This window comes from Streptomyces lydicamycinicus, from assembly GCF_000829715.2.
GTDB lineage: Bacteria > Actinomycetota > Actinomycetes > Streptomycetales > Streptomycetaceae > Streptomyces > Streptomyces lydicamycinicus.
The window spans coordinates 50,316-68,753 of the sequence record NZ_BBNO01000002.1 but is presented as its reverse complement, the minus strand read 5'-3'; the positions used below and the strand labels follow the sequence as shown (position 1 = coordinate 68,753).

Annotated in this window: 16 protein-coding genes; 12 read left to right on the top strand and 4 right to left on the bottom strand. The window is 71.8% G+C overall.

Features of this window, described 5'->3' with window-relative positions; all coding sequences use genetic code 11:
- Positions 1-70: 70 nt before the first annotated feature.
- Entirely contained in the window at positions 71-1,186 is a 1,116-nt protein-coding gene (locus tag TU31_RS05720; protein WP_042150289.1) for a DUF5937 family protein, read from the bottom strand.
- Between the two features lie 100 nt (positions 1,187-1,286).
- Here TU31_RS05720 and TU31_RS05715 point away from each other — a divergent pair, with 100 nt between their 5' ends.
- Entirely contained in the window at positions 1,287-1,553 is a 267-nt protein-coding gene (locus TU31_RS05715) for a hypothetical protein (protein ID WP_042150286.1), read from the top strand.
- A 53-nt stretch (positions 1,554-1,606) separates the two neighbouring features.
- Here the strand turns inward: TU31_RS05715 and TU31_RS05710 are convergent, their stop codons facing one another.
- Positions 1,607-2,761, bottom strand: coding sequence for a threonine aldolase family protein (locus TU31_RS05710; RefSeq protein ID WP_042150283.1), 1,155 nt, complete (start codon positions 2,759-2,761; stop codon positions 1,607-1,609).
- A 446-nt stretch (positions 2,762-3,207) separates the two neighbouring features.
- Here TU31_RS05710 and TU31_RS05705 point away from each other — a divergent pair, with 446 nt between their 5' ends.
- The 10 genes from TU31_RS05705 (at position 3,208) to TU31_RS05660 (ending at position 11,881) form a co-directional block, all read left to right on the top strand.
- On the top strand, positions 3,208-4,200 hold the full coding sequence (locus tag TU31_RS05705; RefSeq protein ID WP_042150278.1) for a Rossmann-like and DUF2520 domain-containing protein: 993 nt from the start codon (positions 3,208-3,210) through the stop codon (positions 4,198-4,200).
- 110 nt (positions 4,201-4,310) lie between these two features.
- The gene (gene panC, locus TU31_RS05700; RefSeq protein WP_042151672.1) at positions 4,311-5,459 is read left to right on the top strand and encodes a pantoate--beta-alanine ligase; all 1,149 of its coding nucleotides are present in this window, start codon (positions 4,311-4,313) and stop codon (positions 5,457-5,459) included.
- On the top strand, positions 5,456-7,276 hold the full coding sequence (locus tag TU31_RS05695; RefSeq protein ID WP_042150275.1) for an L-aspartate oxidase: 1,821 nt from the start codon (positions 5,456-5,458) through the stop codon (positions 7,274-7,276). The genes panC and TU31_RS05695 overlap by 4 nt, the downstream gene beginning before the upstream one ends.
- 71 nt (positions 7,277-7,347) lie before the next feature.
- Positions 7,348-8,412 (top strand): carboxylating nicotinate-nucleotide diphosphorylase, encoded by a 1,065-nt coding sequence (nadC, locus tag TU31_RS05690; protein WP_042150271.1) that lies wholly within the window; start codon positions 7,348-7,350, stop codon positions 8,410-8,412.
- A 5-nt stretch (positions 8,413-8,417) separates the two neighbouring features.
- Positions 8,418-9,215, top strand: a complete 798-nt coding sequence (locus TU31_RS05685) for a type III pantothenate kinase (RefSeq protein WP_042150267.1) — start codon at positions 8,418-8,420, stop codon at positions 9,213-9,215.
- Positions 9,216-9,365: 150 nt separating this feature from the next.
- Complete coding sequence (locus tag TU31_RS05680) at positions 9,366-9,980, top strand: hypothetical protein (RefSeq protein WP_042150264.1); 615 nt, start codon at positions 9,366-9,368, stop codon at positions 9,978-9,980.
- A 46-nt stretch (positions 9,981-10,026) separates the two neighbouring features.
- Positions 10,027-10,206 (top strand): hypothetical protein, encoded by a 180-nt coding sequence (locus tag TU31_RS05675; protein WP_042150260.1) that lies wholly within the window; start codon positions 10,027-10,029, stop codon positions 10,204-10,206.
- A 136-nt stretch (positions 10,207-10,342) separates the two neighbouring features.
- Positions 10,343-10,858, top strand: coding sequence for a BlaI/MecI/CopY family transcriptional regulator (locus TU31_RS05670; RefSeq protein WP_078885573.1), 516 nt, complete (start codon positions 10,343-10,345; stop codon positions 10,856-10,858).
- A gap of 9 nt (positions 10,859-10,867) precedes the next feature.
- Entirely contained in the window at positions 10,868-11,386 is a 519-nt protein-coding gene (locus tag TU31_RS05665; protein ID WP_042150254.1) for an amino-acid N-acetyltransferase, read from the top strand.
- A gap of 156 nt (positions 11,387-11,542) precedes the next feature.
- Entirely contained in the window at positions 11,543-11,881 is a 339-nt protein-coding gene (locus tag TU31_RS05660; protein WP_042150251.1) for a histone-like nucleoid-structuring protein Lsr2, read from the top strand.
- Here the strand turns inward: TU31_RS05660 and TU31_RS39355 are convergent.
- Positions 11,812-12,492, bottom strand: a complete 681-nt coding sequence (locus TU31_RS39355; RefSeq protein ID WP_078885572.1) for an SCO3374 family protein — start codon at positions 12,490-12,492, stop codon at positions 11,812-11,814. The genes TU31_RS05660 and TU31_RS39355 overlap by 70 nt on opposite strands.
- Before the next feature lie 498 nt (positions 12,493-12,990).
- On the opposite strand from TU31_RS39355, the gene TU31_RS05655 reads away from it, so the two are divergent.
- On the top strand, positions 12,991-15,516 hold the full coding sequence (locus tag TU31_RS05655; RefSeq protein ID WP_042150248.1) for an ATP-dependent Clp protease ATP-binding subunit: 2,526 nt from the start codon (positions 12,991-12,993) through the stop codon (positions 15,514-15,516).
- A gap of 214 nt (positions 15,517-15,730) precedes the next feature.
- Here the strand turns inward: TU31_RS05655 and TU31_RS05650 are convergent, their stop codons facing one another.
- A complete protein-coding gene (locus tag TU31_RS05650; RefSeq protein ID WP_042150245.1) occupies positions 15,731-18,427 on the bottom strand; it encodes an NACHT domain-containing protein in 2,697 nt (898 codons plus the stop codon).
- Between the last annotated feature and the right edge of the window lie 11 nt (positions 18,428-18,438).

Sequence of the window (18,438 nt, the reverse complement as noted above, 5' to 3'; positions counted from 1 at the left end):
GCGCGGTGCCAGTTGGGCGTGGCACCGGAGCCGGAGCCGGCTAGGGCGTGTCCGCCCCAGGCCCTCGTGCTCAGCGGAGCACACCCTCAAGGAAGTCGCTGCCCAGGCGGGCCACCACCTGGAGGTCCAGTTGGTGCAGCACATAGCGCCCGCGGCGCCGGGTCTGGATCAGCCCGGCCTTCTTCAGCGTCGCGATATGCCGGGAGACCTCCGGCGAGGTGATGCCGAACGCCTCCGCCAGCTCCCCCGTCGAATGCGGCCCCCGCGACAGCGTCCGGCACAGCTGCATCCGCATCGGGTGGCCCAGCGCCTCCAGCCGCTGCTGGACGAGTTCCAGCGCGGCCGGCGCCGGCAACTCCGGGCTCGCGACGGGGTACTGGAGCACCGGGCGCCAGCCCTGGGCATGGGCGAACACCAGATGCGGCCAGCCGAACGACGTCGGCAGGAAGGTGACGCCCGGATCCGCGGGGTCCGCGAAGGCCGTCGTACGCCCCTGGGCCAGCTTGTCGAGGACGATGCGGGTGCTGGCGCTGCCGCCGCCGTCGTGCGCGCCCTCCAGCCACAGTGCCCGTGAGGTCGCACGGAGCGTCTCGGCCAGGCCCTTGCGGCGCAGCAACTCGGTCTTGTGCCGGGCATCGGCCGCCAGTTGGATGCCCACCCGTCGCCAGATGTCCCCGAAGAACGCCTCCTCGCAGTCCTCGAACAGGCGGCGCAGCCATACCCGCAGGCCGTCGGGGTCGGTGAGCATCCGGTCGGTGAAGGCCGCCTGCCGGGGGCCGCGCGCGGCGGCCATCTCTCGTATGCGCGCCCGCTCGCCCGCGTCGACCAGGGGTGACGGGGTGGGGCGGGTGTAGCGCGGGGAGCAGGTGATCTCGAAAGCGGCGGCCACGAACCGCTCGTCGTCGATCTTGTCCAGCTCGTCCAGGTCCTCGGCCAGCGTCGCCCCGGGGCGGGCCGGCAGCAGGATGTCGGAACGGGAGGACCGCCACAGGATGTCCGCCTCGCACAGCCGGTCGGCGAGGTCGGTCTTCAGCGCCGCGTTGGTGGCGGTGACCCAGCCGTGCAGCCCGGGGTGGTGGCCCGGCTCGGACAGCGCATGCAGTGCGGCGCCCAGCTCCGCCAAGGGGGACGGGGTGAAGACGACGCGCTCCGGCGGCAGCCCGGTGATGTCGATGACGTTGGCCATGCGCCCATCATGCGCGAGGCTCCCACCTGCGCGGACGCCGATTGACGGCTCTCGTCAATCGACGCGCCCCGAGCGGCCGGACCGCCGCACAGTGAGGCACATGAACGCCGGTCAGCAGCACCTCCTCGACCTCTATCGCGCCGCCCAGCGAGGCGAAGCCGCACCGCCCGCCCCGGGCACCCACGCGGTCCGCACCGCCCGCGAGATCCAGCAGTGGCACCACTTCCGAGCCGTCGTCACGGCCCCCGTCGACCGCCTGCCGTCCCGCATCCGCCGTGCCGTACGCTCAGCCGCCACGGCCCTGCTCCGCCGGGAGACCGGCGCCGCCGGAGCCCGGGACGGCGCGCCCGCCCGCCTCAGCTCCTGACGCCTCGCCTCGGTTCCTGATGCCCACCTCACCCCTTGCCGCGCCCACCCACCTCAGCCCTTGTCACGCCCGCCCGCCTCACCCCCTCCCGCGCGCCGCACGAAGTCCACGAACTCCCCGGTCGCCGACCGGATGTCGTTGTCCGTCCAGTCCAGGGCACCGGCGCCGACCATGAGTTCCGTCATCGCCACCCCGGGCGGGCCGGCCGGCCCGGGCTCGTCCCAGTGCCGGAACAGCGCTGTTCCGGTGTGCTCCGCCTGCTGCACGACGGCCTCGTTCAGCAGGTCGGGCGGGTGCGGCAGCCACAGCTGGAACTGGTGGGTGTGTGGCACCCCGGGGTGCACCCGGAACCACGGCACACCGGCCTCGGCCAGGCCTTCGCCCAGCGCGCGGGCCACCACCTTCGCGTGGGCCACGTACTCGGGCAGCCGCGGCAGCTCACGGTCCAGCCCGGCCAGGGCGGCCAGCGCGGCCGGCCACTGCTGGTACAGCCGGCCGCCGTACCGGTGCCGCCAGGCCCGCGCCTCCTCGGCGAAGTCCTCGGTGCCCGCGAGCGCGGCACCCGAGATGCCGTCCAGCGACTTGTAGAAGGAGACGTACACACTGTCCGCGAGGGCCGCGATCTCCGGGAGCGGGCGGCCGAAGTGCGGGCCGCACTCCCACAGGCGGGCCCCGTCGAAGTGCACCACCGCCTCACGGTCCCGTGCGGCCTGCACCGTCGCGGTCAGCTCGTCCCAGGTCGGCAGCACGAAGCCGGCGTCCCGCAGCGGAAGTTCGAGGGCGAGGGCCCCGAAAGGCTCCGGCAGGTCGTAGATCTCCGCGGCGGTCGGCGCCCGCGGCGCGTGGGTCGGATGCACCATACGCAACCCGCTGACCACCGCCCAGGCATCGCCCTCATGCACCTCCATGTGCGACAGCGGATGGCCGGCGACCGTCGCATTGCCCGTACGCCCCGCCCAGCAGCGCAGCGCCACCTGCTGGGCCATCGTGCCGGTCGGGAAGAAGACGGCGGCCTCGGTGCCCAGGGCGCCGGCGGTCCGGCGCTCCAGCTCGCCGATGATGCCGTCGTCGTTGCCGTAGAGGTCCGTCCAGTCGTCCAGGTCGTAGGCGGCCGGGGCCGCGGCCACCAGGCGGTCCAGCCGCTCGCGGACCGTCTCCCTGCCGCCGGCCGGCAGCACCCGCCGCGCGCCGCGGAACGCCGCTCGCAACCGCTCCGGCCCCACGCGAGCGCCACCCGCCCCGGCCGCGGCGCCGCCCGCCGCAGCGCCCCCTGCCGCGGCGCCGCCGGGCGCACCGACCCCGCCGCCCTCCGAGCCCCCGCCCGACTCCTCCCGCGCGACCCCGCTCAAAGCCCCGCTCGGTGTCCCGCCCGGCGCCCCGCCCGAAGCCCCCCGCGAGCCCTCATCCGTGCCGCGCCCGCCTGCTTCCCTCATCCGCCTCGCACCCCCGGTCCTGCCCTTGCCCCGCGCCTTCGCGCGCCGTCGCATCGATGGTCGCCCAGCCCCGCGCGACGCCGCGACCCCTGTGGATAACTCCCGGAAGAGACCCCGGTCTCACCTTCCGTAGAGCTCTGAAAGTCACCGGAAACACTCGCGTAGCATGGCGATGAATCGTCCGGTACCCCCCGCGGACTGGAACGGAAGGCCATCGCCGCGTGAATGCACTCCCACCCCTCGAGGCCCAGGACCGCCCCGCCCGGCTGACCGTCGGGGTCGTCGGCGCGGGCCGTGTCGGGCCCGCCCTGGCCGCTGCGCTTCAGCTCGCGGGGCACCACCCGGTTGCCGTCTCGGGCGTGTCCGACGCCTCCGTACGCCGCGCCGCCGAGCTGCTGCCCGACGTTCCGCTGGTCCCCCCGGCCGAGGTCCTCGCCCGCGCCGACCTGGTCCTGCTGACCGTCCCCGACGACGCCCTGGCCGGCCTGGTGAGCGGCCTCGCCGAGACCGGTGCCGTACGGCCCGGCCAGCTGCTGGTGCACACCTCGGGGCGGTTCGGAACGGCGGTCCTGGACCCGGCCACCCGCGCCGGCGCCCTGCCGCTCGCCCTGCACCCGGCCATGACTTTCACCGGCACCTCCGTGGACGTCCAGCGGCTGGCCGGCTGCTCGTTCGGGGTGACCTCGCCCGACGAGCTGCGGATGGCCGCCGAGGCGCTGGTCATCGAGATGGGCGGGGAACCCGAGTGGATCGCGGAATCCGCCCGTCCGCTCTACCACGCAGCGCTGGCCATCGGCGCGAATCACCTGGTCACGCTCGTTGCCCAGTCGATGGAACTGCTCCACCAGGCCGGGGTGCAGGCCCCGGACCGGATGCTGGGATCGCTGCTCGGCGCCGCCCTGGACAACGCGCTCCGGTCCGGTGACGCGGCGCTGACCGGCCCGGTCGCCCGGGGGGACGCCGGGACCGTCGCCGCCCATATCGCCGAGCTGCGCCGGCACGCGCCGCAGAGCGTCGCCGGGTATCTCGCGATGGCCCGTACGACCGCGGACCGGGCGCTGGTCCACGGTCTGCTGAAGCCGGAGCTGGCCGAGGACCTGCTCGAAGTGCTCGCCGACTCCGGCGACGGCCCCGGCACCGCCCCGGGCGCCCCCGACCCCTCCGGCCCGGACCCCGACGCCCCCGGCCACGGCCCCGAGGAAGGCGACCGATGACCGCCTCGCCCCTGAGCCCGCCCCCCGAGCCGGGCCCCCACCCGGACGCCGCTCCGGCACCGGAGATGTCCGTGCACCAGGAGCCCGTCAACCAGGAGCCGGACCAGCCCATGGACGAGAGTCGCCCGACCCCGGCCCGCACCCAGCCCGTGCAGCTCCTCCACACCGCCGCTGCCCTCCGCGAGCAGCCCCGGGGCACCGGCGCCCGCGCCGTCGTCATGACCATGGGCGCGCTCCACGAGGGCCACGCCACCCTGATCCGCGCCGCCCGCCGCCGGGTCGGCCCGCAGGGCCAGGTCGTCGTCACGGTCTTCGTCAATCCGCTCCAGTTCGGGGCGGGCGAGGACCTGGACCGCTATCCGCGCACCCTGGACGCCGATACGGAGCTGGCGGCCGCCGCGGGCGCGGACGTCGTCTTCGCCCCGTCCGTCGACGAGGTCTACCCGGGCGGAGAACCGCAGATCCGGGTCGCCGCGGGCCCCATGGGCACCCTCCTGGAAGGCGCCAGCCGCCCCGGGCACTTCGACGGGGTGCTTACCGTCGTCGCCAAGCTGCTGCATCTGACCGCGCCGGACCTCGCCTTCTACGGGCAGAAGGACGCCCAGCAGCTCGCCGTCATCACACGGATGGCCGCCGACCTCAACTTCCCCGTCGAGATCATCGGTGTCCCCACGGTGCGCGAGGAGGACGGCCTCGCCCTCTCCAGCCGTAACCGCTACCTCTCCGCCCCGGAGCGGCGCACCGCGCTCGCGCTGTCCGCCGCGCTGTTCGCGGCCCGCGACCGGCTCACCGCCGAGGAGGCGCTGCGCGCCCGCGCCGTCTCCACGGGCCACGCGGCGCAGGACCGGGCCGCGGCGCTGGCCGCCCTCGGCGAGGACCGGGCCGCCGCCGACGCGCACGCTGTCGCCTACGCCGCCGCGGGACCCCCGCACGGCCCGTCCGTGGCCCGCGCCGCGGCCCATGCCGTCCTGGACGACGCCGCCCGGCTCGAACCGCCGCTCGCCCTGGACTACCTGGCGCTGGTCGACCCGTCCGACTTCACCGAGATCCCGGACAGCTACGAGGGCGAGGCCATCCTCGCGGTCGCCGCAAAGGTCGGCACCACCCGGCTGATCGACAACATCCGTCTCCACTTCGGAGCCGGGCGCTCCGGACCGACGCCCGCCCACCAGGACGGAACCGGCACGGACGCCGCCCCTTCCGACGCACCCGCCACACCTCCCCCCACCCACCAAGGCCCCCTCGGAGCGACTCGATGACCGCCACCGGAACAGGCACCGGCCCCGGCCCCGCAGCAGGCACCGGCATACGCATGACCGCCCCCGCCCCCGGCTGGTCCATCACGGCGGATGTCGTCGTGGTGGGCTCCGGGGTGGCCGGGCTGACCGCCGCGCTGCGCTGCGCCGCGGCCGGCCGCCGGACCGTCGTCGTCACCAAGGCCCGTCTGGACGACGGCTCCACGCGCTGGGCACAGGGCGGGATCGCGGCCGCGATCGGCGACGGCGACACCCCGGAGCAGCATCTTGCCGACACCCTCGTCGCGGGCGCCGGACTGTGCGACGAGACCGCCGTACGCACCCTGGTCACCGAAGGCCCGGACGCCGTCCACCGGCTGATCGGCACCGGAGCCCGCTTCGACACCGCACCGGGCAGCGACGAGATAGCGCTCACCCGGGAGGGCGGCCACCACCGCCGTCGTATCGCGCACGCCGGCGGCGACGCGACCGGGGCCGAGATCTCCCGTGCGCTCGTCGAGGCGGTCCGCGCCGCCGGGCTGCGCACCATCGAGAACGCGCTGGTCCTCGACCTGCTCACGGACGCCGAGGGCCGTACGGCCGGTGTCACCCTGCACGTCATGGGGGAGGGCCAGCACGACGGGGTCGGGGCCGTACACGCCCCGGCGGTGGTGCTCGCCACCGGGGGCATGGGGCAGGTCTTCTCCGCGACCACCAACCCGGCGGTCTCCACCGGCGACGGGGTGGCCCTGGCGCTGCGCGCCGGCGCCGAGGTCTCCGACCTGGAATTCGTCCAATTCCACCCCACCGTCCTGTATTTGGGGCCGGAAGCGGAAGGCCAGCAGCCGCTGATCTCCGAGGCCGTACGGGGCGAGGGAGCCCACCTCGTCGACGCCGACGGCACCCGCTTCATGGTCGGCCGGCACGAACTCGCCGAGCTGGCCCCGCGCGACATCGTCGCCAAGGAGATCATGCGGCAGGCGCACGAACAGGGCGTCGAGCACATGTATTTGGACGGCCGACACTTCGGCGCGCAGATGTGGGAGACCCGTTTCCCGACCATCCTCGCCGCCTGCCGCAGCCATGGCATCGACCCGGTCACCGAGCCGATACCGGTCGCCCCGGCCGCGCACTACGCCTCCGGCGGCGTCCGCACCGATCTGCGCGGGCGCACTACGGTCCCGGGCCTCTACGCCTGCGGCGAGGTCGCCTGCACCGGCGTGCACGGCGCCAACCGGCTGGCCTCCAACTCCCTTCTGGAGGGCCTGGTGTTCGCGGAGCGGATCGCCGCGGACATCGCCGGGACCCCCGCCCCGCAGGCCCCGGCGGACGGCGCGCGCCCCGCGCCCGAGCCCGCCCCGTCCGCGCCCCGCACCGCCCTCCCGCTGCTCGCCCCGGAGGCCCGTACGGCCGTGCAGCGGATCATGACCGCTGGTGCCGGAGTGCTGCGCAGCGCGGAGAGCCTCGCCCGTGCGGCCGCCGAGCTGGACCGTCTCCACCGGGAGGCGACCGTGGCGGGCGGCCCGGCGGCCGTCCCGCCGGCCGGCGGCGAACCGGCCGGTGCGGCCGCCACCGGGAGCGCCGCCCGCCCCGCCGACCGCAAGGCCCCCGAGCCCGGCGTGGAAGCCTGGGAGGCCACCAACCTCCTGTGCGTGGCCCGGGTGCTGGTCGCCGCGGCGCAGCGCCGGGCGGAGACCCGCGGCTGCCATTGGCGCGAGGACCACCCGGACCGGGACGATGTCTCCTGGCGCCGCCATTTCCGCATCACCCTGGATGCGGACCGCGCGCTGACCCTGCATACGACGGCGACCGCCGAGTTCCCGCCGACGGCCACCTCGTAGCCACCGCTCCCACCGCCCGCCAAGACAGACCGCACCGCACACCCCACCTCCCCGAATACGGAGCCCACCCCGTGAGCAGCACCCCCGACGACCTCCCCCTCCTCCAGATCGGCGGGCCCACCGGCGGCGCCTCCGCCGGTGGCTGCGGCGATGCCTGCGGCTGCGGCGGCGACGACAGCTCGTTCGAACTCGACCCGCTGAGCTGCGGTCTCGACCCCGACCTGGCCGCGCTCCTGGTGGCCGCCGGCCTCGACCCCGTCCAGGTCGAGGAGATCGCCCATCTCGCCCTGGAGGAGGACCTCGACCAGGGCGTGGACGTCACGACCGTGGCGACCGTCCCCGAGGACGCCGTCGCCACCGGCGACTTCACCGCCCGCGAGGCCGGCACGGTCGCCGGTCTGCGGATCGCCGAGGCGGTGCTGTCCCTCGTCTGCACCGAAGAGTTCGCGGTCGAGCGGCACGTCGAGGACGGCGACCGGGTCGCGGCCGGCACCAAGCTGCTGAGCGTCACCACCCGCACCCGCGACCTGCTCACCGCCGAGCGCAGCGCGCTCAACCTGCTGTGCCTGCTGTCCGGCATCGCGACCGCGACCCGGGCCTGGGCGGACGTCCTCGAAGGGACGAAGGCCAAGGTCCGCGACACCCGTAAGACGACGCCGGGGCTGCGCGCGCTGGAGAAGTTCGCGGTGCGCTGCGGTGGCGGCGTCAACCACCGGATGTCGCTGTCCGACGCGGCGCTGATCAAGGACAACCACGTGGTCGCGGCGGGCGGCATCGCCGAGGCGTTCACGGCCGTACGGACCGAGTTCCCCGGGGTGCCGATCGAGGTGGAGGTCGACCGGATCGACCAGATCCCGCCGATCCTCGCCGAAGGTGCCGACCTGATCCTGCTGGACAACTTCACCCCCGAGCAGACCCGGGAGGCCGTGGCCCTGGTCGCCGGCCGGGCGATGCTGGAGTCGTCGGGCCGGCTGACCCTCGACAACGCCCGTGCCTACGCCGAGACCGGCGTCGACTACCTCGCGGTGGGCGCCCTCACCCACTCCTCCCCGATCCTCGACATCGGCCTCGACCTGTGCGAGGACGACGGGCAGGGCGACCGGGGCGCAGCCGACGATGTGCGTGAGGACCGCTGACCGCCATGCTCCTGACCATCGACGTAGGAAACACCCATACGGTTCTCGGCCTCTTCGACGGCGAGGAGATCGTCGAGCACTGGCGGATCTCCACCGACGCCCGGCGCACCGCCGATGAGCTCGCCGTCCTGCTCCAGGGCCTGATGGGGATGCACCCGCTGCTCGGCGACGACCTGGGCGACGGCATCGAGGGCATCTCCATCTGCTCCACGGTGCCCTCCGTCCTCCATGAGCTGCGCGAGGTCACCCGCCGCTACTACGGCGATGTGCCGGCCGTCCTGGTCGAGCCGGGCGTCAAGACGGGCGTGCCGATCCTCATGGACAACCCCAAGGAGGTCGGCGCCGACCGGATCATCAACGCCCTGGCAGCCGTCGAGCTCTACGGCGGGCCCGCGGTGGTCGTCGACTTCGGTACGGCCACCACCTTCGACGCGGTCAGCGCGCGCGGCGAGTACGTCGGCGGCGTGATCGCCCCGGGCATCGAGATCTCCGTGGACGCGCTGGGCGTCAAGGGCGCCCAGCTCCGCAAGATCGAACTGGCCCGGCCGCGCAGCGTCATCGGCAAGAACACCGTGGAGGCCATGCAGTCCGGCATCCTCTACGGGTTCGCGGGTCAGGTCGACGGGGTGGTCCAGCGCATGGCGCGGGAGCTGGCCGACGACCCCGACGACGTGACCGTGATCGCCACCGGCGGGCTGGCGCCGATGGTGCTCGGTGAGTCGTCGGAGATCGACGAGCACGAGCCGTGGCTCACCCTGATCGGTCTGCGGCTGGTCTACGAGCGGAATATCGCCCGCTCCTAGCGGAAACCGCCCGGTCCGCGGACGCCATTCCCGCGCCGGATGATCGGTGGTGCGGCTCGCTGCCGCGCCACCGTTCACGAATTAAGCGGCTTTTGTCGGAATTGGTCGTAAAGTCGCCACATGCCAATGCCAAACGGAACCCGCGGCGGCATGGCGTTCAGCGCCGATGAGTTGCGTGTGCTCCGTCGCGCCCTCGCCCATGCCCTGAAGACGACGTCCCCGTCCGCCCCGCTCGGCGCCCTCGGGCCCGAGTGGTCCCAGGACATCCAGGAATACCTCCGGCTGGCCGAGGCGGTCGACGAGGCGGTCCGCGAAGGCGGCCGGCTGCGCACCTTCCTCCTCGCCGACCTCGCCCGCTATCGCGCGGCCCTGCCCGGCTCGGCCACCGGCTATCTCGCGCAGCTCAAGGAGGCGCTGGCAGTGGGCCATGTCCCCGGCCCCGACGATCTCGCCGCCCTCCGCTCGCTGCCGCGCTCCGGCGGAAAGGCCGAGTGCGAGCGCCGCAGCGCCCTGCTGCGCCACTGCGAGCAGCTCGCCGAACAATCCGTACGGACCCGGCTGCGCGCGCTGCCAGGCGGCCGCTCGGCGACCCGCGGCGGGCGGGAGCCGGAGCCCGAGCGGGAGCCGAAGCCGGAGCGCAAACCGGAGCCCGCGCCGGCGCCGCAGCCCAAGCGCCCGCAGCGGGACCGGCCCATCCCCACGCCGGGCGAGGTTTTCCCGCCCCGCCGCAAGCCCGCCCCGCCCCCCGAGAGCCGCACCGCCTGAGCGCTGCGTACTCTGGAATCTCACGCCCCAAAGGAGGCCAAACGCCATGGATTACGTCGCAGCGCTGCTCCCGCCCGTAGTGATGGCCGTGGCCTTCACCGCCCTGATCGTGACGATCATCAAGAGCCAGGGCGGCGAGAACAAGGCCAAGGAGGACGCCGCCGTGGACGCCGCCCTGGCGCGAGCCGAATCCGCCGGTCAGGAGCCCACGGCACACGGCGCCTGAGCCGCCCGCCGCCCTTTCGGCGGCCCGCGCGCACCGTACGACCCGGGATCGACCGTCCCGGGTCGTACATCCTTTTTCCGGCACAAACGCAACGAGATCAACGGGCATTCACGACATCTCCCACTATTGTTCTTGTGTGCCGAGACGCTTGGGTGATCTGGAAGACGCGGTCATGACGCGGGTCTGGGAGTGGAACCGCCCGGTCACCGTTCGCGAGGTCCTGGAAGACCTACAGAAGGAACGGTCCATCGCCTACACCACGGTCATGACCGTATTGGACAACCTTCACCAGAAGGGCTGGGTGCGCCGCGAAGCAGAAGGCCGCGCCTATCGATATGAGGCGGTCTCCACTCGCGCCGCCTACGCGGCCGCACTGATGAACGAGGCATGGTCCGCCAGCGACAACCCCGCGGCCGCTCTTGTCGCCTTCTTCGGCATGATGTCGCCGGAACAGCGACATGCCCTGCGCGATGCCGTACGGATGGTCCAAGTCGACGAACCGGCGGAAGACCCGGAACAACCGGCACAAGAGACGGAAGAGAGCACGCCGGCGGAAGAACCCGCGGCAGAAGCGGCACCGCAAGGGGCCGATGAAGCCGGGCCCGCCGAAGGGGATGAGCCCGGGGCGAACGCCACCGGCAAGGGGCGATAGCGTCCCGGCATGCCTCCGCATTCAAAAGGCCTCACCGTCCGCCGGGCCAGGACCAGCGATGTACCGGCCGTACGCCGCCTCATCGACTCCTACTCACGCGACGGGATCCTGCTCGACAAAGCCACCGTCACGCTTTACGAGGACATCCAGGAGTTCTGGGTGGCCGAGCGCGACGAAGACGCCGAGGTTGTCGGCTGCGGAGCACTCCACGTCATGTGGGAAGACCTGGCGGAGGTCCGCACCCTGGCCGTGGATCCGCGACTGAAGGGGTCCGGAGTCGGCCACCAAGTCCTCGACAAGCTGCTGCGCACCGCGAGCTGGCTCGGAGTGCGGCGCATTTTCTGTCTCACCTTCGAAGTCGACTTCTTCACCAAGCACGGCTTCGTAGAGATCGGCGAAGCTCCGGTAGACGGTGATGTCTACAGTGAGCTGCTGCGTTCCTATGACGAGGGCGTTGCGGAGTTCCTGGGCCTCGAACGAGTGAAGCCCAACACCCTGGGTAACAGCCGGATGCTTCTGCACCTGTGATGAGTGTTCTATGTCCGAATCGCTCCCCTATCTCATGGGTACGGAAGCATGCGTTCCCCGCTCTGCGGGCAAGTGAACCCTACCCAAGGGTTTGTGTTTTTCCCGGAAAAGCGGTTTGCTTTCCGTCGTAATCCGCATTCGATGAAAGGGAAACCGGTGGCACAGAAGGTTCAGGTTCTTCTTGTCGACGACCTCAACGGTGGCGAGGCGGACGAGACGGTGACGTTCGCTCTCGACGGCAAGTCCTACGAGATCGACCTCTCCGACAGCAACGCCCAGAAGCTGCGCGACTCCCTCGCCGACTTCGTGAAGGCGGGGCGCCGTACCGGTGGCCGCGCTTCTTCGGGTCGCGGCAAGTCGCGTGGTGCGGCCTCCGGCGGCAGCCAGGACACCGCGAAGATCCGCGCCTGGGCCAAGGAGAACGGCTACAACGTCAATGACCGTGGCCGTGTCCCCGCCGACATTCGCGAGGCATTCGAGAAGGCCAACGGCTGATCGCCGTACGCGCGGTCCGATTGGGCATTACCAGCACGCATCAACCGGGCACGGTGGCACTCCGTCGCCGCCGCGCTCACGAGTCGTACGAGGTCGGGGACGCCCCTGTCGTCCCCGTTTCCCGCCCCGAACCCCGTGGTGGGCAGGGAATTCTCCGCTTCGTACCCGGGCCGGGGAGGTCGCACCCATCGCGCGGCCTCCCGGGAACCGAATCCGTATGACGGTGCCGTGCCAGTGGGGAACGCCGGCGCGGGCATCCGGTCTCCGGTCCCACGCACCGTGAGATCCGGGACGAGTGCACCCCACTCCAGCCATTCCAGGATTCCCGGGAGTTCCTCGGCGCCGCCGGCCGCGATGAGCATGAGCAATTTCGGCCGATCACCGGCGTGATTCCCGTCGCATCCGGCCCGCACGAGCGCCACCGGGCCGGTGTGCGGCAATCGCCGGAGTACGGCACTTCCCGCCCCGGCCGGCATCTCCAGCACATCGAAGCGCCGCCCCGTGAGCAGCTCCACCGGCTCCGTTCCGGTGGTCGGCCAGCCCAGCTCTTCCTCGTACCACCGGCGAACGGCGACGAGGGGGCTGCGGGGGCGCGGAAGCACGCGGGCCATGCCCGGTGCAACTCCCGAAAACCCAGGAAGTTACGCTGGGTAGAGGTGTGGATACGCACCGTGCCGAAGTGAGGGGCGCGGAGGGGCACTCGATGGCGTGCGGATGTTCGCCCGTAGCGGATGGAAGCGGCCCGCGCCGCATGGAGTGTCAGTGGCAGCGGGTAAGACAGTCTCAGTGGGAAGAGACGGTGTGACCGGCGCCCGAGGCGTTTCGCCCCGGCTGATGACCGACGGCGGACGGCGTGTCGGTAACGGGCGCGTTCGCCACGGGCGTAGTGGCAGAGGGCGTATATGCCTGGCCTGCGGGAACATCGTCTCGCACCATCGAGTTGGAGCAGATGTCAGCTGTTCGGCAGTAATTTTCCCCGCCGGAGCGGGGGTGATCCGGACGGGTGTCGGCAGTTGGAATGAGCTGTCCCGCCCCGCGGGACTAGCATGCGGAAGGACAGGGAGGGGACCGACCCCTAACTGCCTGACCGCTCTGAGGAGCGATTAACGATGTTCGAGAGGTTCACCGACCGCGCGCGGCGGGTTGTCGTCCTGGCTCAGGAAGAAGCCCGGATGCTCAACCACAACTACATCGGCACCGAGCACATCCTCCTGGGCCTGATCCATGAGGGTGAGGGTGTCGCCGCTAAGGCCCTGGAGAGCCTCGGGATTTCGCTCGAGGCGGTCCGCCAGCAGGTGGAGGAGATCATCGGGCAGGGCCAGCAGGCTCCGTCCGGGCACATTCCCTTCACCCCCCGTGCCAAGAAGGTCCTGGAGCTGTCGCTCCGCGAGGCCCTCCAGCTCGGCCACAACTACATCGGTACGGAGCACATCCTGCTCGGCCTGATCCGCGAGGGCGAGGGCGTCGCCGCCCAGGTCCTGGTGAAGCTGGGTGCCGATCTGAACCGGGTGCGGCAGCAGGTCATCCAGCTGCTCTCCGGCTACCAGGGCAAGGAAGCCGCCACCGCCGGCGGCCCCGCCGAGGGCACGCCCTCGACCTCCCTCGTCCTGGACCAGTTCGGCCGCAACCTGACGCAGGCCGCTCGCGAGACCAAGCTCGACCCGGTCATCGGGCGCGAGAAGGAAATCGAGCGGGTCATGCAGGTCCTGTCCCGCCGTACCAAGAACAACCCGGTCCTCATCGGCGAGCCCGGCGTCGGCAAGACGGCGGTCGTCGAGGGCCTGGCGCAGGCCATCGTCAAGGGCGAGGTGCCCGAGACCCTCAAGGACAAGCACCTCTACACCCTCGACCTCGGTGCCCTGGTCGCCGGCTCCCGCTACAGGGGTGACTTCGAAGAGCGCCTCAAGAAGGTGCTCAAGGAGATCCGCACCCGCGGCGACATCATCCTGTTCATCGACGAGCTCCACACCCTGGTGGGTGCGGGCGCCGCCGAGGGCGCGATCGACGCCGCCAGCATCCTCAAGCCCATGCTGGCGCGAGGCGAGCTCCAGACCATCGGTGCCACGACGCTCGACGAGTACCGCAAGCACCTGGAGAAGGACGCGGCCCTGGAGCGCCGCTTCCAGCCCATCCAGGTCGCGGAGCCGTCGCTGCCGCACACCATCGAGATCCTCAAGGGCCTGCGGGACCGCTACGAGGCGCACCACCGCGTCTCCATCACGGACTCCGCCCTGGTCGCCGCCGCCACCCTGGCCGACCGCTACATCTCGGACCGCTTCCTGCCGGACAAGGCGATCGACCTGATCGACGAGGCCGGCTCCCGGATGCGGATCCGCCGGATGACCGCGCCGCCGGACCTGCGCGAATTCGACGAGAAGATCGCCGATGTGCGCCGGGAGAAGGAGTCCGCGATCGACTCGCAGGACTTCGAGATGGCCGCGGGCCTGCGCGACAAGGAGAAGCAGCTCCTGGCCGCCAAGGCGAAGCGGGAGAAGGAGTGGAAGGCCGGCGACATGGACGTCGTCGCCGAGGTGGACGAGGAGCTGATCGCCGAGGTCCTGGCGACGGCCACCGGCATCCCGGTCTTCAAGCTCACCGAGGAGGAGTCCTCCCGGCTGCTGCGGATGGAAGACGAGCTGCACAAGCGCGTCATCGGCCAGAAGGACGCCATCAAGGCGCTCTCCCAGGCCATCCGCCGTACCCGTGCCGGCCTGAAGGACCCCAAGCGTCCCGGTGGCTCGTTCATCTTCGCCGGCCCGTCCGGTGTCGGTAAGACCGAGCTGTCCAAGACGCTGGCGGAGTTCCTCTTCGGCGACGAGGACGCGCTGATCTCCCTCGACATGTCGGAGTTCAGCGAGAAGCACACGGTCTCGCGGCTGTTCGGTTCGCCTCCCGGCTACGTCGGCTACGAAGAGGGCGGCCAGCTCACCGAGAAGGTGCGCCGCAAGCCGTTCTCCGTCGTGCTCTTCGACGAGGTCGAGAAGGCCCACCCGGACATCTTCAACTCGCTGCTCCAGATCCTGGAGGACGGTCGCCTGACCGACTCCCAGGGCCGGGTCGTGGACTTCAAGAACACGGTCATCATCATGACGACCAACCTCGGCACCCGGGACATCTCCAAGGGCTTCAACCTCGGCTTCGCGGCCCAGGGCGACACCAAGTCCAGCTACGAGCGGATGAAGAACAAGGTCAACGAAGAGCTCAAGCAGCACTTCCGCCCCGAGTTCCTCAACCGTGTCGACGACACCGTCGTCTTCCACCAGCTGACCGAGGACGACATCATCCAGATCGTCGACCTCATGATCGCCAAGGTGGACGAGCGGCTCAAGGACCGCGACATGGGCATCGAGCTCAGCGGCGAGGCCAAGTCGCTGCTGGCCAAGCGCGGGTACGACCCGGTGCTCGGCGCCCGTCCGCTGCGTCGCACGATCCAGCGCGAGATCGAGGACGCCCTCTCGGAGAAGATCCTCTTCAGCGAGCTGCGTCCGGGCCACATCGTGGTCGTCGATGTCGAGGGCGAGGGTGAGACCGCCAAGTTCACCTTCCGCGGCGAGGAGAAGTCGGCCCTGCCGGACGCCCCGCCGATCGAGTCCACAGCCGGCGGTTCGGGTCCGAACCTCAGCAAGGACGCCTGAGCGGCACAGCGCAACACTCGCGGATAACCGCCTGAGCCACTGCCCCGGAACCGTTTCCTACGGTTCCGGGGCAGTGGCTGTTCTGTAGGGAGTCCGCTCTTTCCCGCCCCGTTCTTTAGGGGCCGGAAATGCAGCACAAATTCGCCGGCGGCCATTTTCGGTCATTCGTGCACAGGTGGCGTACGGCGGATGCGGCGCGGACGCCGGCCGCACGCTACATCTGCACCACGCGAATGCCCTCGGGAACGCCGGTCACCGGTGGAATACGGCGGCCGATCCGCAGGGTGTCCAGCCGCGGAAAAGCAGACAGCCACTCCATGGAGACGCCCAGGTCATAGGCGAGCCACAGCCGCGTCAGACCCTCGGCCGGGGCGATGCCCTCCAGCAGCTGGTCCGGTGTGAAAGGCCCGGCGATCCGCAGATGCGGGCGGCCGCCCAGCCGGCGCAGCGTATGCAGCTCCTCCAGATCGGCGACCGGGAAATACAGTTCGGCCGGTTCGAGGTGGGCGATGATCTCGCGGGCGTAGCGGGCGGTGTCATGGCGCCGCCACGCCCCGGCGAGCTGCGCCCGTACGTCGTGATGCGCCCGGTCGCGCAGCCCCGTCAGATAGTCGATCGCCATGTCGTCGGCGATCGAGGTCGCGGTGATCGCGAGCATATACGCCTCGTGGTCGGAGACCTGGGTGGGATCGGGCAGCATTTCCAGCACGATCGGCCCGATCCAGCCCAGCGCACGGGCCGCGGCCGGGGTGCTGGGCCGCACCATGGCGCGGGTGAAGCGCTGCACCCGCGCCCGGACCGCCGGATCCAGCTCCGTGGCGTGCTCCAGGCAGGCCGCCGCGAGCAGCTTGCGGTGCCGGGCCTCGGAGGCGCGTACGCCGGGGTGCGGGGCGAGCAGGCCGTCCAGGAGCGCCGCGCACTCGTCGGGGCGGGCCAGCGCCACCGCCATCCGGACCACGTCCTCCCAGTCGTCGTGGTGGGCATGATCGAGCAGCAGCCCGAAATCGTGCCGCTGCACGGCCGCGCGGGCGGCCAGATAGTCCTGGAAGGTGCGGTGGACGAAGTCGACGGTGCCGGGAGTGGGCTCGCGCAGCAGTCCGGTGCGGTTGAGCAGATGCCGGAAGACGTCCTCGGGGCCGCCCTGGCGGGCCGCGTCCGGTATCGAGGGCAGATACCGGGCGAGGGTGCCGATCGCGGTCGCCTGGTCCATCTCCGAGCGGCCGTTGACCAGCATCCAGTGGGCGAGCTTCTGCAGCAGCTGGATCTTGGGCTGCCGGGTCAGCTCCACCCCGTCGGTGGGGACCATGGCCCGCTCCCGGTCCCGGCGCTCCAGCAGCATCGACAGCGCCGCGTCATACAGCTCCTTCCGGCCATACGGCAGATAGCCCCGGCGGTCACGGTGCAGGGCACACAGCAGCCCGCACATCAGCGGATTGGTCGCCAGCCGCCCCAGATCGCGGGTGATCCGTACGGCATTGAGCAGCGTGCGTTCGTACTGGCCGAGCCGGTCCAGGTCGGCCGGGCACCGCTGGGCCGCGGCCCGGTGCCAGCGCTGAATGAACGCGGCGACGTCCTCACGGCCCATCGGCGCCAGCGACAGCTCGCTGAACCCCTCACCGGCGAGCCAGTTGCCGGGGACCGCGGACGGCCGGGACGTGACGATCCAGACGTTCTCCGGATAGCGCGCCGTCCACTCGGCGAGCTTGCGGCGCACCTGCTCGCGCTCGCTCTCCGGGGCCTCGTCGATCCCGTCGATCAGCAACAGCCCGCGCCCCGCGTCGAGCACCCGCTCCGTCCAGCCGGCCGGCGCCGCCTCGGCGTCCCGGTGGCCGACGGCGCTCAGGAACGTGCCGGGGGAGGGGAGGCCCTCACGGGCGAAGCGGCGTACGGGCAGCAGGAACGGCACCCGGCCGCGCAGGCCCGCCAGCGCCTCGGGCAGCTCGTCACGGGCGGTGGCGACGGCCAGCCACTGGAGCAAGGTCGTCTTGCCCGACCCGGCCACCCCGCGGACCAGAACCTGCCCGCGGCCGGACAGCGCCTGCTCCGCGGGAAGCGGCGGGTCGTCCTGCCCCGCGGTGTCCGGCGAACCCTCGGTGTCCTGGGGGCCGGGCTCGCACTGGAGCCCCAGATAGGCGGCGTCCAGCGGCCAGCTGTCCGGGGAGTGCGTCAGATCGATCCCGAAGATCGTCAAGTGGTTGTGGAGGGCGGCGGTGTCCTGGGCGTAGCGGGCTTCGAAGGCGGCGTCTTGGGAGGGGAGGTCCGGTGTGGCGGGGGACAGGGGCGGAGCGGCGCTGGCCTGGAAGGCGTCGTCTTCCACGACGGCCTCGGGGGCCGGGCCCCCGGCGGTACGGGACGGCAGCGCGGCGGTGGGAGCGGCGCCCGGCCCGTGGATCAGCTCGGTGAGGGTACGGGTCTGCTCCACGAGCGTCCGGGCGACAAAGGCCGACCGCTCGGTGAAGAGGTACAGCAGATGCCGGGCGGCGACATCCAGCAGCAGGCCGTGCAGCCGGGCACCGTCGTGCGTCAGATCACGGGTGGCTCCGGGCACCGTCCCGCAGAGGCGCCGGGCGAACTCGGCCGGGAGGAGACGGGCGGCGTCGAGATCGTCCATCCCGATATCGGCGAGGGCGTGCAGGGTACGGGCGAGGGCGGCGGCGACGGCCTGGTTCTCGGCGTCCGTCCGTTGGGCGTCCGTCCGGCCGGCCGACGCCCGCTCGACGAGGGCCGCGGCGAGGCCGTACAGCTCCTTCTCGCTCAGCGTCGGCTTCTCGCCGGTGAAGGAGAGCAGCCGGGAGATCCGCACGGGCCGGTCGACCGGCTCGGCAACCGGCCCGTCCGGGGCGAAGAGCCGGCGGATCAGCGGATCGACGACCTGGGGCGTGAGGCGGGCAACGATGTTCGTGGGATCCATGGGTTCCCCGT